Consider the following 13,382-nt stretch of genomic DNA (forward strand, 5'->3'; position numbering starts at 1 on the left):
AAACCGGACAGGATTTCATTTTTTTCAAACGGCTAAAATCACTTCTGGTATTGGGCGTCCGTGACTTTTTCCATCCACTCAACCGGGCTGCCGTTCTGAGACTCGGCAATCGCAATATGGGTCATGGCATTTTCAGGCGTAGCGCCGTGCCAATGTTTAACGCCTTCCGGGATCCACACGATATCGCCAACATTCATTTCGCGGATTTCACCGCCCTCTTCCTGCAACCAGCCGCGGCCGTGGATGATGATCAGTGTCTGACCCAGCGGATGCGTGTGCCACGCAGTGCGCGCACCCGGTTCAAACGTCACGGTTGCACCGCCGACACGTGCAGATTCAGTGCCGCTGAACGGCGAATCAATACGCACCTTGCCGCTAAAATAACTTTCCGGGCCGTTCTGTGATGGAACAGAACCGCTTTTGGTAATTCTCATTTTATCTGACATTGCATTCTCCACTTCGCATAGGTACGGCACTCACAGGGCAAGGATTTCAGCGTAATCAGCCAAATCGATTATTCCTCGCAGCCCCGTGACCGCTTCTTGTGAGATAAAAGGTACAGCCATTCCGTTTAACCGACTAGAGGATAAAATATGAAAGGAGCTATGAGCAGGATTCATGAGTCAATCTTAGAACATGATGCGAACATTATTATTAAAACGGATAATTAATTGATTTTTATTGAAATTTCATTCATTCTTTGCGGACTTTAAGAAATATTGTATTTTTCGCATTTGCGGCCCGCCTGGAGCGGGCTTTTTTATGTTTTCAATCCCAAAATTTAACTTAGTAATTTCTTTAACGTAATTAATCCCTCTGACGAATGACCCGACAGGGAATTACCATACCCACTAAGCTCATCATCATTAATCGGAACATCTAAACCGTTATGACTATCCGATACATCACGCTTTGCGAGATGCCTTCCAGATTTGAATTAAAAACACTGTAAATACATACAGTCTATTTCTTTGTTTTCCAGTCAGGAATAGAGTCATCCCGAATAAAGGCGGCTCTGCAAGCTGCTTCATTTTTACTGACGCGGGATAAAAATCATGATGAATTTCGAAAACGACACAGCGTTTCAGCAAAACTCAGTCACTGTTTTTCGGTCGCTGATTGCCGGGCTGGATCTGGGTAACCTTGATGAGGCTCAGCTTTACGATCTGAGCGCACTGGCGTCCGAATCTGCAGAGGGTTTATGTCAGGGTTTGCTATGTCTGAGCGAAGGGCTGGAGAACGGTGAGATGTTACCGCCGGAAGGCATTTTACAGGTCAGTTCATACCTGAAAGCCTCCGCGCATATATTGCCGGTGTTGTTTGAGTTGTCGGAAAAAGCCAGCGACACATTGGGAAAAGTGAAGAAAATAACAATTTACCCGATGATGTGAGCCGCGCCGCCAGGCGATGCCGGCTGCGGGACTAATTCCTGCAAAAGATACTCGAAGAAAGAGGAAACCACAGTAGCAGCAGGCCGGATGGGCAGACGAAGCAAATGCATAGGTCTGGAAACCGGGGCGTAATCCGGCAATACGCGGTGCAGACGCCCGGTATCAATGTCATCTTGCAGAGTCACCCGGGAATGCATAACAACGCCCAACCCGGATAATCCGGCCTGGCGTATTGCCTCGCCGGAATCAACGGTAAGCCTCGGGACAATATCCACATCTATCTGTCCCTTCGGCCCCTGAAGTTGCCAGCGGTGGGCTGAACGCCACTGGCTGAAACTGACACAATTGTGGCGCGATAAATCGGCAGGCGTTAAAGGTGTTCCGTGAGCGGCCAGATAAGCCGGTGAGGCAGCAAGCACCATCTCATACGGCGGTAAAGGAACGGCGACATAACCTTCATCCTGAAGATTACCGATGCGTATCGCTATCTGAAAACGTTCTTCAATCATGTCCACACGACGGTCGCTCAATACCAGATCGGCGTTTACGGCGGGGTAGCGTTGCAGAAATTTCGACAATATTGGCGTGAGGATACGCTGACCGAAAGCAACCGGTGCACTGATACGCAACATGCCTGTCACCTGTTCATTCAGGTGGCGCGCCAGAGAGTCTGCATCTTCAATCGTTGCGAGGATTTGTACACCGTAAAGATAAAAGCGATGCCCTGCCTCAGTTAGCCCCTGACGACGTGTCGTCCGGTTGATCAGCACGCAGCCCGTGCGGTTCTCCAGCATCTGGATATGTTTACCCACCATCGCAGGCGTGATACCCAGTTTATCGGCGGCTGCCGTAAAACTGCCGGATTCTGTCGCGGTGATGAAGGATTGGACGCACTTTAAGTAATCCATTGCCCTGCTCCGTGAAGATAAAGTGAAGCATTATAAATTTTTATTATCTAATAAATAAAGCAGACCTCTGTTTATCTCCTGCGTACACTTGACCATAATCGCCGCAATATTCACAAAAAATTGAGTTAAGGAAAGGCAATGAAGGCACTGGTTTTTGAAAATGCAGGTTCTGCCGATGTATTACATATGCATGAGGCCGCCGATCCTGTTCCGGCTTCCGGCGAATTGCTGGTTGCGGTTACCGCAGCGGGGCTTAATTTTGCCGATATTTATCGCCGTCAGGGTCGTTATCCGCTGGCAGGGACTTCGCCGTATATCGCAGGTTATGAAGGTGCCGGTCGTGTTATGGCCGTCGGGGAAAACGTGACAGACTGGAAAATTGGCGATCGCGTCGGTTTTGCTGATGTTCCGCTGGCACACGCCAGTCATATCCGGGTACCGGTTGCCCACGCCATCCGCTTACCTGAATGGTTGTCAGAAACCGATGCCGCCGCCGTTTTGTTGCAAGGCCTGACCGCCGATTATTTGCTTCACGACGTGTTGCCTTTGCGAGCGGGGATGCACGTCGCCGTATTGGCTGCAGCGGGTGGCGTCGGACGTTTACTGCTGCAAATGCTAAAACATCAGGGAATACATGCCTTTGCTGTGGCTTCAAGTCAGGAAAAACAGAATGCCTGCCTGGAACTTGGCGCAAGCGCTGCGGCAGATTATGAAACCTGGCCTGAGCAGGTACGTTTGTGGCAGAGCGCGGGGTGTGATGTGGTCTTTGATTCCGTGGGAACAACGCTTACCCAAAGTCTGGATTCTCTGAAAGATGGCGGGCGTGTAGTGCTTTTCGGCATGTCAGGTGGCGCACTTTCCGAATTAGACCCAACCCGTTTGCAACTCAGTTCTCACGGCATACTGGGTGCCGATCTGTGGACATACCTGACTTCTGCGCATGAACGCCAGCGCCGCGCAGACCGGCTTTTTGCTCTGATTAAAGAAGGCAGCGTCGTCCTTCCGCCAGTCACTCAATTTGCTTTATCATCCGGCGCACAAGCACACCGCCTGCTGGAAACCCGAAGCTTCAGCGGAAAGATTGTGTTGGTGCCGTAGGGGAAGATGTTTAGTGGTTTTTTGAAGATGTAAAACAAGAAAGGATGGTACGCCCTACAGGGCTCGAACCTGTGACCTACGGCTTAGAAGGCCGTTGCTCTATCCAACTGAGCTAAGGGCGCATTGCTTGTCCCAAATTGGGAGCGTTGCGGGTTCGGATTATACGGGCAGACCGGGTTGAGTCAATGGCTTTCGAACTCTCTGCTTAATGCCTGAACAATTTGCAGATATTCCCGGTATGCCTGGTAAGACTATGTGGTCAGTGGCGGCTATTTTTTGTGCTCTGATTTCAGCGCGGCGGTGATAACACGCGCTGAGGAATGGTACGCCACGCCTTCGTAGGCGGTCAGTTCAGGCTGCAATGTTTGTACGATGCCGCTTTTGCCAATCACCGCAGGTTGCCCGATATACACGCTAAGTTCTTCATCCCACGCGGAAACCGGGTAAACACTCTGCGCATTCGACAACACGGCATCCACCAGACGTGCAGTCGCTGTCGCGATACCAAAACTGGTCCAGCCCTTCCCTTGCAGGATTTCCCAGCCGCCACCGCGAACGGCATCGTTCATTTTTGCCCAGTCAACGTCACGATCGCCAGCCAGTTCAGCAACCGGACGTCCGCCGAGCGTGACGGTGCTCCAGGCGACAAACTGCGATTCGCCGTGCTCGCCCATCACGTAGCCGGTGACGCTTTTCGGATCAAAGCCGAAAAACTCGCCGACGACGCGTTTCATTCGCGCGGTGTCCAGAGACGTGCCGGTGCCGAAGACCTGCGAATCCGGCAGGCCGCTGGTTTGCTGGATAATCTGGGTGATCACGTCACACGGGTTAGTGATGTTGATAATAACGCCACCAAAACCACTGGCGATGACACGGGGAATGACTTCACGGACTGCCGCACGGGTTTCGGCCAGCTCTTCGAGACGGTCTTCGCGTAACAGCGTTTTAGGGCCGACGGCAATAACCAGAACGTCGGCGTCATGCAGCTCACTGTAATCATTAGCGATAACCTGCACGCGCGAAGCAGTCAGTGAAGCCATATCGCGCAGTTCGAGCGACTGGCTGGCGGCCTTCTTTTCATTTTCATCCAGCAGAATAATGATGTCGCACAAGCCCTGTGTGACCAATGAAAACGCGACGTCAGCCCCCACGTGCCCGGCACCGATGATTCCCACTTTACGTGTCATTTATTCCTTTCCTCATGATTTAAATAGAGTCACATCTAAAATAGACACTTTTTTCGCCACTGTCTCAGGTTAAATTCTCACCCGCTGATAACAAGTTATTCGCATTCAGCGCCTGACAGCGCCCGCGGCTTCTGACAAAATAGAGATATCCCCCTGCATTTTTTAATTGATGGATTTACTCCCTGATGGCAGCAAAGATTATTGACGGTAAAACGATTGCGCAGCAAGTCAGAAACGAAGTTGCGGCGCGTGTTCAACAACGACTGGCGGAAGGGAAACGTGCTCCCGGACTGGCTGTCGTGCTGGTGGGTGAAAACCCGGCATCGCAAATTTATGTCGCCAGCAAGCGCCGTTCTTGTGAAGAAGTCGGGTTTATCTCCCGCTCTTACGATTTACCGGCGACGACCACAGAAGGCGAACTGCTCGACCTTATCGAACAGCTGAATAACGACAATGAAATCGACGGTATTCTGGTTCAGCTTCCGCTGCCAGCGGGCATTGATAACATCAAGGTGCTCGAGCGCATTCATCCGGACAAAGACGTAGACGGTTTTCATCCGTACAACGTCGGTCGTCTGTGCCAGCGCGCGCCAACGCTGCGTCCTTGTACGCCGCGCGGTATCGTGACTCTGCTCGAACGTTATGGTGTTGATACTTTCGGGCTGAACGCCGTAGTGATCGGCGCATCCAATATTGTAGGCCGTCCGATGAGCATGGAATTACTGCTGGCGGGCTGTACCACAACGGTAACGCACCGTTTCACTAAGAATCTGCGCCATCACGTCGAAAACGCCGATCTGGTGGTGGTTGCCGTCGGCAAACCGGGTTTTATTCCGGGAGAATGGATTAAACCGGGCGCGATTGTCATTGATGTCGGTATTAACCGCCTGGAAAGTGGTAAAGTTGTCGGCGATGTGGAATATGATGCCGCCGCCGAGCGTGCTTCCTTTATCACACCGGTGCCGGGCGGTGTTGGCCCGATGACGGTCGCGACGCTGATCCAGAATACCTTGCAGGCTTGCGAGGAATATCACGACATCAGCGCCAATAAGTCTTAAACAAGTAGCACTACACAAAAAGTCAGGAATACATGGAAACTTTTTTTCTCGAAAAACATCTGCACGTTGAACTGTGCGACCTGCTCAAATTTATGGGCTGGTGTGACAGCGGCGGTACCGCTAAAGCGGTGATTGCTGAAGGCCAGGTTAAGGTCAACGGTAAAGTTGAAACCCGTAAACGCTGCAAAATCGTTGCTGATCAGAACGTTGAGTTCGCCAGCAATAAAGTCGTAGTAAAGGCGTCAGTATAATCTTCTGACCCAATCCGGCTGCAAAAAATGCCCTGCAAGCATCACGCTGACAGGGCATTTTTTATGACTGCTTTACGATAAATCTCGGGCTACGGAGCCTGTGTAACCCACAACACCGGCCAGTCGCCGCTGCTGCTGTAACCATCACAGCTTGGCTCAGACGCAAAAGCCGCCAGGCGGAACGCTTTCCCATCGAAGATCCAGCGGGAAGACACACCGCAATCGCCGACGCCACGGCCTTTATCATAAGTCGTCAGCAATCCGGTTTTCGGATCAAAATCAGCATTGATCAGTTCCGGAGACTGATCGTCTTCGCCCAGTTTAAACGGCATGGTCAGCGCCAGATCGTCCATTTTATACGGCGACTGACGTGAAACCAGGAACCCAAGGGCATACAGATTATACGCGCCCATATCGCAGTTCACCGTCATCAGGGCTTTGTCGCTGCTGAGCGCAAAAATATGCACTTCACGCTCCGACGGGTCGAGGCTGCAATCATTGTTCTCAATGGTAGTGGCGGCATTCTGTGTAATCGCCGAAATCTCGGTTTCAGACAGCGCATGAGGTTCGCTGAAACGCGGCAGAACCGGCGTTGCCGGGATCGGCGGAACCGTATTCACCGGTTTAGCGCCACGGTTCGCCCAGGCTGTTTTTGTGCCCACACGACCCTGTTGTGCATCGATGGCCAGCAAAGCGGCCTTCATGCCTTTGAGTGAAATCACCGGTCTTACTGGCTGGGAATTGTCGGTTTTACCGGCCAGTTGAATGCTACTGCCTTCACGGATAGCGGCAATAAATTCATTCACCACCAAGCGGTTACCGGTAAAAAGGTGTTTTTTACTCACATCCCATTCGCGATGATTAAAACTCAGCGTTTTGCCATTTATCTGCAGACGGCTGGCAATCGGTGCTTCAGCAGACTGCTCATCGCTATTGCGCTGGTAATCAATACTGACGGTCGATTTGCCTTCCGGCCCGGCTTCGCGGGTAAGCTTCATCACCAGTTCCTGCCCGTCCTGAGAATTTCGGGCGACACAGTGATTGAGATTGTCGCAACTGACCTGCCAGTCGTTGTAAATCGCCTGCGTAGGCTCAGCCTGCACACTAAAAGCCAGCATTCCGGCCAGCAGGCATAAAGGGGCGGTAATCCATCTGCTCATTATGAGTTTCTGCTCTGTTCGAAATTATCTTTTTTGATAATAGCGTAACCACCGCAAAGACTCTGCCAACAATGCAGCATTTTTTATTCGAAATAAGAAAGAGATACTTTGTCCGATTTATTTTTTTGCAGGCAATTATTTTTCGCCCGTTACGAAATCACGTAATGGTGACGTAACGAAACTTTCAGTACACTGGCTGCGCCAATAAAAAAAATAATGGCGAAAGGATGACGTTCATTTCTCTGGGAGATTCAGATGAAGTTATGGATTTGGCTGATAGCGTTGTTCTCTCTGCCAGCGTGGGCGGAAGAGCCACCGGTGGTGTACGCCGGTACGCTGGGGAAGACCAGCATTGTGGTTGAGCTGGACATGAATAAACCTGACGAAGTGACGGGCCGTTACTTTTATCAGAAATACCATCTGGATTTGCCGCTCAACGGCGCGCTGGATGGGCAGGAACTCACACTTCAGGAAGGGCTGGATGACTTTGACGATACACCACGCCCTGAATTTACACTGACCAAAGATGAAAAGGGTGGCTGGCAAGGTAACTGGACCAATCCGCAGGGCAAAACGCTGGCGGTCACGCTAAAACCTGCGCAGCTTCCGGCGGCGGCCACCGACGACAGCTACCTCGGTTCGCTCATTCATACCGACCCTTACGAATATCTGCGGTTATCTGAATTGCAGCTGAAAGCAGGCAAAAGCGAAAATTTCATGGGTTATCAGCTGCAATGGTGGGTTGAACCTCAGTCGAAAATCACGCTGTTTGAAATTGTTTCCGGTTATCCCGACGCCAGTTTGCAGGCAATGAACCAGAAACTGCGCACCCGCTTATGGCAGGAAGTCAGCGGCTGGCATGCCTGTATGCTCGGCGCGAGCCGGTTTGGTCAGGGCGAATATCAGCAGACGGTTACGCCGGAATTCATGAGCCCGGATGTCGTCAGCGTCAGTCTGTTCACGTCCTATGATTGCGGCGGCGCGCATCCTGATTTCGGTGAAGCGCCGGTCAATATGAATGCCAAAACGGCGGATACGCTGACGCTGGAAGATATCGTATGGGTCGGTGACGGCGCGCCATTCCATTATCTGAATGCAGAAGATCGCGCCTCATCGGGCAAGAATGATGTGGATTTTGATACCTTCGCCGCGTACCGCGATAAAAAATGGGCGCCGTGGCTGGTGAAGCAGCTTACCGCTGCACATCCGGAACAGATGAAGAAACCGACCGAAGAAAGCGATGATGACTGCGATTATTCGGATCCGTCTGTCTGGCAGTTCCCGGCGTGGTATTTCACACCGAAAGGCCTGTATTTTGACCCGACGTTCGCCCGCGTACAGCGTTCGTGCGAAAGCCCGGAATGGTCGGTCTTGCCGTGGTCCGCGCTGAAAGGCCACGCGGGCAGCAGCGCCATCAGTCTGGAACGCTAAAACAACAAAGGCACCTGCGGGTGCCTTTGATTTTTATGATAAATGTGAATTTTTGAAGTTAAAATATTTTACGCCAGCCAGCCCTGCAACTGCGCGTATTGCAGCAACATAATCGTTTTACCGTCTTTGATACGGCCATCTTTGATCATCGCCAGCGCTTCGGTGAACGGCACTTCCAGCACGTCAATATCTTCATCTTCCACGCCACCGCCAGCATTCGCCCGCTGAGACTCATCATATTCTGCGGCAAAAAAGTGAACGATTTCCGTCACGCTACCCGGTGACATGTAGCACTCGAAGAGTTTCTCGACGTGCCCGACGGCAAAACCGGTTTCTTCAATCGCTTCTTTACGGATGCAATCTTCCGGCGAATCGTCGTCCAGCAAACCTGCGCAGGTTTCCAGCAACATGCCGGTCGGGTTACCGTTGACATACGTCGGCATACGAAACTGATTGATCAGCAGAACGGTTTTCTTTGGCCGGTTATAAAGCAGAATGGTCGCGCCGTTTCCCCGGTCATACACTTCACGGGATTGCGGCTGACGTTCACCGTTGCGTTTGATTAAGTCGTAGGTGAATTTTCGAAGAACATACCAGTTATCAGAGAGTAATTCGGTCTGGACGTTTTCGATTTGAGATGACCTGCCATGAGATGACATTTAGCGTGCCTCCGCTCAGAAATGGTGAGAGAAGCCCGATATCATAGCCGTAATAGTGCCTTCCTGCTACCTTCAACCGTGCTCAATTGCGTCGAGAAGTTGCTCGCGATGTCGCCCAATCCATTGAGGATCGAGCGGCCCCCAGCCGGAAATCTGATAATAGCCGTCGTTATTGCGTATGCCCTGCTGCACAAACTCCAGTTCGACGCCCATGCCCGGCAGCGCTTTCAGCACATCCTGCAAAGTCCGGCGCGGCCAGCCGGTCATTTCCATCAGCTTGGGTACGTTCGGTTTTTGCTCGTTATCGAGCAACCAGCAAAGATAGAGACGGCGCGCAAACACCGAATTCAAATTCAAACTCATCTGGACGACTCCTGCGTATTGTCATAAAAAGAGGATAGCCAAAGCGTAGACTGTTTCAGCGAATGCGTGTGAGACATAACCCTGTGTGCGGGGGGCTTTTTTACATTATCTCCTTTATTTCTCCACGTTTTATCAGGGATGAGCAGGTAAAGTGCACTGACGTAGAACGACACTCTAACACTCGCTCAGTCCTTTCAGGACGGTACTGCCTCTGAGAAGTCCTTTTCAGAGGATTTTTTTGTCAGATTACTGACGCTCTGTTTGTTCGCTGATGTTAGTCACTCACGCCAGAGTGACAACGAGGTTCCTGACGCATGGCTAACTTTTTTATTGATCGCCCGATTTTTGCCTGGGTTTTAGCGATCATCATTTCCTTGTCTGGCGCACTGGCCATTTATTCTTTGCCCGTTGAGCAGTACCCCGATCTGGCACCGCCAAATGTGCGTATCTCCGCCACTTATCCGGGTGCATCCGCGCAGACGTTAGAGAACACGGTGACACAAATCATTGAGCAGAACATGACCGGGTTAGACAACCTGATGTACATGTCTTCTCAGAGCAGCAGCAACGGCAAATCACAGATTACCCTGAGTTTTGTAGCCGGAACCAACCCGAATGAAGCCTTACAGCAGGTGCAAAACCAGCTGCAACAGGCGATGAAAAGGTTACCGCAGGCGGTGCAAACGCAGGGGGTGACTGTCTCAAAAACTGGTGATACCAACCTGATGACCGTCGCGTTCGTGTCCACCGATGGCAGCATGGATAAGCAGGATATCGCCGACTATGTGGCCTCGAATATTCAGGATCCGTTAAGCCGTATCGACGGCGTCGGCAGCATTACCGCTTACGGCACGCAATATGCGATGCGTATCTGGCTCGATCCGAACAAGCTGACTAACTATCAGATGACCACCAGCGATGTGGTCACGGCGATTGAAAACCAGAACAGTCAGGTAGCGGTCGGGCAGCTCGGCGGTGCGCCGTCGGTTGACCTGCAGGCGCTCAACGCAACGGTTAACGCCCAGTCGCAGCTGCAAACACCGCAACAGTTTCGCGATATCACTCTGAAAGTGAATCAGGACGGTTCGCAGGTCAAACTTGGCGATGTCTCAACCGTCGGTCTGGGTGCCGAAGATTACAGCATTCTCAGCCGCTATAACGGCCAGGCCGCGTCCGGTATGGGCGTGCAGCTGGCATCCGGTGCCAACGAGCTGCAAACCGACAAACTGGTTCGCGCACGTCTGGCTGAACTGGAAAAATACTTCCCGCACGGGCTCGAAACCCGTATCGCCTATGAAACTACGCCCTTCGTCAAAGCCGCAATCACCGATGTGGTGAAAACGCTGTTTGAAGCGATCGTGCTGGTCTTCCTGGTGATGTATCTGTTCCTGCAAAATATCCGCGCCACGCTGATCCCGACCATTGCCGTCCCGGTGGTTTTGCTGGGTACGTTCGTGGTGCTGCATCAGTTCGGTTACACCATCAACACCCTGACGATGTTCGCAATGGTGCTTGCCATCGGGCTGCTGGTCGATGATGCCATCGTGGTGGTGGAAAACGTCGAGCGCGTGATGAGCGAGGAAGGACTCAGCCCCAGAGACGCAACGCGAAAATCGATGGGGCAAATTCAGAGTGCGCTGGTCGGTATCACCATGGTGCTGTCTGCCGTATTTATCCCGATGGCGTTCTTCGGCGGCACAACCGGTGCGATTTACCGTCAGTTCTCCATCACGATTGTTGCCGCGATGGTGCTTTCCGTCTTTGTCGCGCTGACCCTCACACCGGCGCTGTGTTCGACCATTCTCAAGCCAATTGCCAAGGGCCATCATCACGGCAAAACCGGTTTCTTCGGCTGGTTTAACCGCACGTTTGATAAGAATGCGCACCGTTATGAACGCGGCGTGGGCAGCATTCTCCGTCACAGCGTGCGCTATATGCTGGGCTATCTGCTGATCCTCGGCATTCTGGCGTTCCTGTTTGTGAAACTGCCGACGTCATTCCTGCCGCAGGAAGATCAGGGCGTGCTGACCGTTCAGGTTCAGCTGCCACCGGGTTCAACGCTGCAACAGACGCAAAAAGTGGTCGAGAAAATCGAGCACTACTTCCTGACGGAAGAGAAGAATGATGTGGTTTCCGTGTTCTCCACGCTGGGCGCAGGTCCGGGTGGTAACGGTCAGAACGTCGCCCGTCTGTTTATCAGCCTGACGGACTGGGAAAAACGCACCTCCGGTCATAACTCTGTCTTCGACATTATTGACCGCGCGACCAAAGAATTTCGGCACATCCGCGAGGCACGGGTTATCGCCAGCGGACCACCTGCCATCAACGGGCTCGGGACGTCTGCCGGTTTCGATATGGAATTGCAAGATCATGCCGGGAATGGCCATGACGCGCTGATGGCCGCGCGCGATCAGCTTCTGGAAATGACCAGCAAAGACAAAACGCTGAGCCGCGTTCGTCACAACGGTCTGGACGACAGCCCGCAGTTGCAGATCGACATCGATCAGGTGAAAGCCCAGGCGCTGGGAGTTTCCGTTGCGGAGATTAACAGCACGCTGAGTACCGCGTGGGGCTCCACGTACGTGAATGACTTCGTTGACCGCGGACGTGTGAAGAAGGTTTATGTTCAGGCCGCCGCGCCGTTCCGTATGCTGCCGGACGACGTGAATAAATGGTACGTCCGCAATGCGAGCGGAACGATGGTGCCGTTCTCCGCGTTCACCACGTCGCACTGGGAAACCGGTTCACCGCGTCTGGAACGTTACAACGGTTATTCTGCGGTAGAAATTGTCGGTGAGGCAGCAACGGGCGTCAGCAGCGGTACCGCGATGGACGAAATGGAGAAGCTGGTGGCGAAACTGCCTGCCGGATTCGGTCTTGAATGGACCGGTCTGTCTTATCAGGAACGCTTGTCAGGTTCTCAGGCTCCGGCGCTTTACGCCATTTCCCTGCTGGTCGTGTTCCTGTGTCTGGCGGCACTTTATGAGAGCTGGTCGATCCCGTTCTCGGTCATGCTGGTGGTGCCGTTAGGCGTGATCGGTGCGGTGATTGCGACGTGGTTGCGCGGGCTGGAAAACGACGTTTACTTCCAGGTCGGGATGTTAACCATCATCGGTTTGTCGGCCAAAAACGCCATTCTGATCGTCGAATTTGCCAATGATCTTAACCGCAAAGGCAAAGCGCTGGTGGAAGCCACGCTCGAAGCCTCAAGAATGCGTCTGCGCCCTATTCTGATGACGTCGCTGGCGTTTATCTTCGGGGTGTTACCGATGGCGACCAGCACCGGCGCGGGCTCTGCGAGCCAGCACGCGGTCGGGACAGGCGTTATCGGCGGGATGATCTCCGCCACCGTGCTGGCAGTCTTCTTCGTTCCGCTGTTCTTTGTACTGGTCCGTCGCCGCTTCCCTGGGAAAACCGGAGAACCGGTCATCCCGGATATCGTCGCAACCGCACCGAACGAACACAAATAGCAGGCACAAAAAAGGCGTTAATGTGGATTAACGCCTTTTTTATTAATGATTTATTGGCTGGTGTAAATCGTCGCTAAATGGACGTAATGGTCTTCCTGAACAAACGTTTTTATTATGACGCGCTGACACGGTGAATAAATCTTCTCTTTGCTTTGTCGCGGGTACTGTGGGCAGTTACGCTTTCAACATACGGTCGATAAAGTCTTTCCAGTTACCTAATTCTTGCTCTAACATTTTTCTCCCCTTGATTGGACGGCGTCATTATACGTCTATTTTTTGTACACACAAAAATTCAATGACGATTGTTTAATCGCGATCACAATCCCGCCCCGTCTGGATCCTGCCCGAGTTTTGCCTCATTATGTGAATTATTCGTGTCCCGCTTTTTGCGCGGGTCAAAAGTTCC

Annotated in this window: 13 protein-coding genes and 1 tRNA gene; 6 read left to right on the plus strand and 8 right to left on the minus strand. The window is 52.3% G+C overall.

Annotated features, from left to right (window positions below; all coding sequences use genetic code 11):
* Positions 1-38: 38 nt before the first annotated feature.
* A complete protein-coding gene (locus tag BV494_RS11335) occupies positions 39-434 on the minus strand; it encodes a (R)-mandelonitrile lyase (protein ID WP_104924776.1) in 396 nt (131 codons plus the stop codon).
* Between the two features lie 621 nt (positions 435-1,055).
* On the opposite strand from BV494_RS11335, the gene BV494_RS11340 reads away from it, so the two are divergent.
* Positions 1,056-1,391: a hypothetical protein gene (locus BV494_RS11340; protein WP_104922969.1), complete on the plus strand. Its 336-nt coding sequence runs from the start codon at positions 1,056-1,058 to the stop codon at positions 1,389-1,391.
* Here BV494_RS11340 and BV494_RS11345 read toward each other — a convergent pair.
* Complete coding sequence (locus BV494_RS11345; RefSeq protein WP_104922970.1) at positions 1,376-2,299, minus strand: LysR family transcriptional regulator; 924 nt, start codon at positions 2,297-2,299, stop codon at positions 1,376-1,378. The genes BV494_RS11340 and BV494_RS11345 overlap by 16 nt on opposite strands.
* Positions 2,300-2,437: 138 nt before the next feature.
* Here BV494_RS11345 and BV494_RS11350 point away from each other — a divergent pair, with 138 nt between their 5' ends.
* Positions 2,438-3,397: a quinone oxidoreductase family protein gene (locus BV494_RS11350; RefSeq protein WP_104922971.1), complete on the plus strand. Its 960-nt coding sequence runs from the start codon at positions 2,438-2,440 to the stop codon at positions 3,395-3,397.
* A gap of 45 nt (positions 3,398-3,442) precedes the next feature.
* Here BV494_RS11350 and BV494_RS11355 read toward each other — a convergent pair.
* Both BV494_RS11355 and BV494_RS11360 read right to left on the minus strand, forming a co-directional pair.
* A tRNA-Arg gene (locus BV494_RS11355) sits at positions 3,443-3,519 on the minus strand.
* 147 nt (positions 3,520-3,666) lie between these two features.
* The gene (locus BV494_RS11360; protein ID WP_104922972.1) at positions 3,667-4,584 is read right to left on the minus strand and encodes an L-lactate dehydrogenase; all 918 of its coding nucleotides are present in this window, start codon (positions 4,582-4,584) and stop codon (positions 3,667-3,669) included.
* Positions 4,585-4,769: 185 nt separating this feature from the next.
* On the opposite strand from BV494_RS11360, the gene folD reads away from it, so the two are divergent.
* Both folD and ybcJ read left to right on the plus strand, forming a co-directional pair.
* Positions 4,770-5,642, plus strand: coding sequence for a bifunctional methylenetetrahydrofolate dehydrogenase/methenyltetrahydrofolate cyclohydrolase FolD (gene folD, locus BV494_RS11365; RefSeq protein ID WP_104922973.1), 873 nt, complete (start codon positions 4,770-4,772; stop codon positions 5,640-5,642).
* Positions 5,643-5,674: 32 nt separating this feature from the next.
* Positions 5,675-5,893 (plus strand): ribosome-associated protein YbcJ, encoded by a 219-nt coding sequence (gene ybcJ / locus BV494_RS11370; RefSeq protein ID WP_104922974.1) that lies wholly within the window; start codon positions 5,675-5,677, stop codon positions 5,891-5,893.
* Between the two features lie 89 nt (positions 5,894-5,982).
* Here ybcJ and BV494_RS11375 read toward each other — a convergent pair whose 3' ends face one another.
* Positions 5,983-7,053 carry a DUF1176 domain-containing protein gene (locus BV494_RS11375; protein WP_104922975.1) on the minus strand — a complete coding sequence of 357 codons (1,071 nt, stop codon included), beginning with the start codon at positions 7,051-7,053 and terminating at the stop codon, positions 5,983-5,985.
* 255 nt (positions 7,054-7,308) lie between these two features.
* Between BV494_RS11375 and BV494_RS11380 the strand changes: the two genes are divergently transcribed.
* Positions 7,309-8,484: a DUF3298 domain-containing protein gene (locus tag BV494_RS11380; protein WP_104922976.1), complete on the plus strand. Its 1,176-nt coding sequence runs from the start codon at positions 7,309-7,311 to the stop codon at positions 8,482-8,484.
* A 68-nt stretch (positions 8,485-8,552) separates the two neighbouring features.
* Here the strand turns inward: BV494_RS11380 and nudK are convergent, their stop codons facing one another.
* Together nudK and BV494_RS11390 are read right to left on the minus strand one after the other, a co-directional pair.
* Positions 8,553-9,143: a GDP-mannose pyrophosphatase NudK gene (nudK, locus tag BV494_RS11385; RefSeq protein WP_104922977.1), complete on the minus strand. Its 591-nt coding sequence runs from the start codon at positions 9,141-9,143 to the stop codon at positions 8,553-8,555.
* Positions 9,144-9,215: 72 nt separating this feature from the next.
* Positions 9,216-9,506: a winged helix-turn-helix domain-containing protein gene (locus BV494_RS11390; RefSeq protein WP_104922978.1), complete on the minus strand. Its 291-nt coding sequence runs from the start codon at positions 9,504-9,506 to the stop codon at positions 9,216-9,218.
* A 314-nt stretch (positions 9,507-9,820) separates the two neighbouring features.
* On the opposite strand from BV494_RS11390, the gene acrD reads away from it, so the two are divergent.
* Complete coding sequence (gene acrD / locus BV494_RS11395; protein WP_104922979.1) at positions 9,821-12,976, plus strand: multidrug efflux RND transporter permease AcrD; 3,156 nt, start codon at positions 9,821-9,823, stop codon at positions 12,974-12,976.
* Positions 12,977-13,150: 174 nt separating this feature from the next.
* Here acrD and ypfM read toward each other — a convergent pair whose 3' ends face one another.
* Positions 13,151-13,210: a protein YpfM gene (gene ypfM, locus BV494_RS26355; RefSeq protein WP_152328030.1), complete on the minus strand. Its 60-nt coding sequence runs from the start codon at positions 13,208-13,210 to the stop codon at positions 13,151-13,153.
* Positions 13,211-13,382: the final 172 nt, after the last annotated feature.

The organism is Rahnella sikkimica (assembly GCF_002951615.1).
Taxonomy (GTDB): Bacteria; Pseudomonadota; Gammaproteobacteria; order Enterobacterales; family Enterobacteriaceae; genus Rahnella; species Rahnella sikkimica.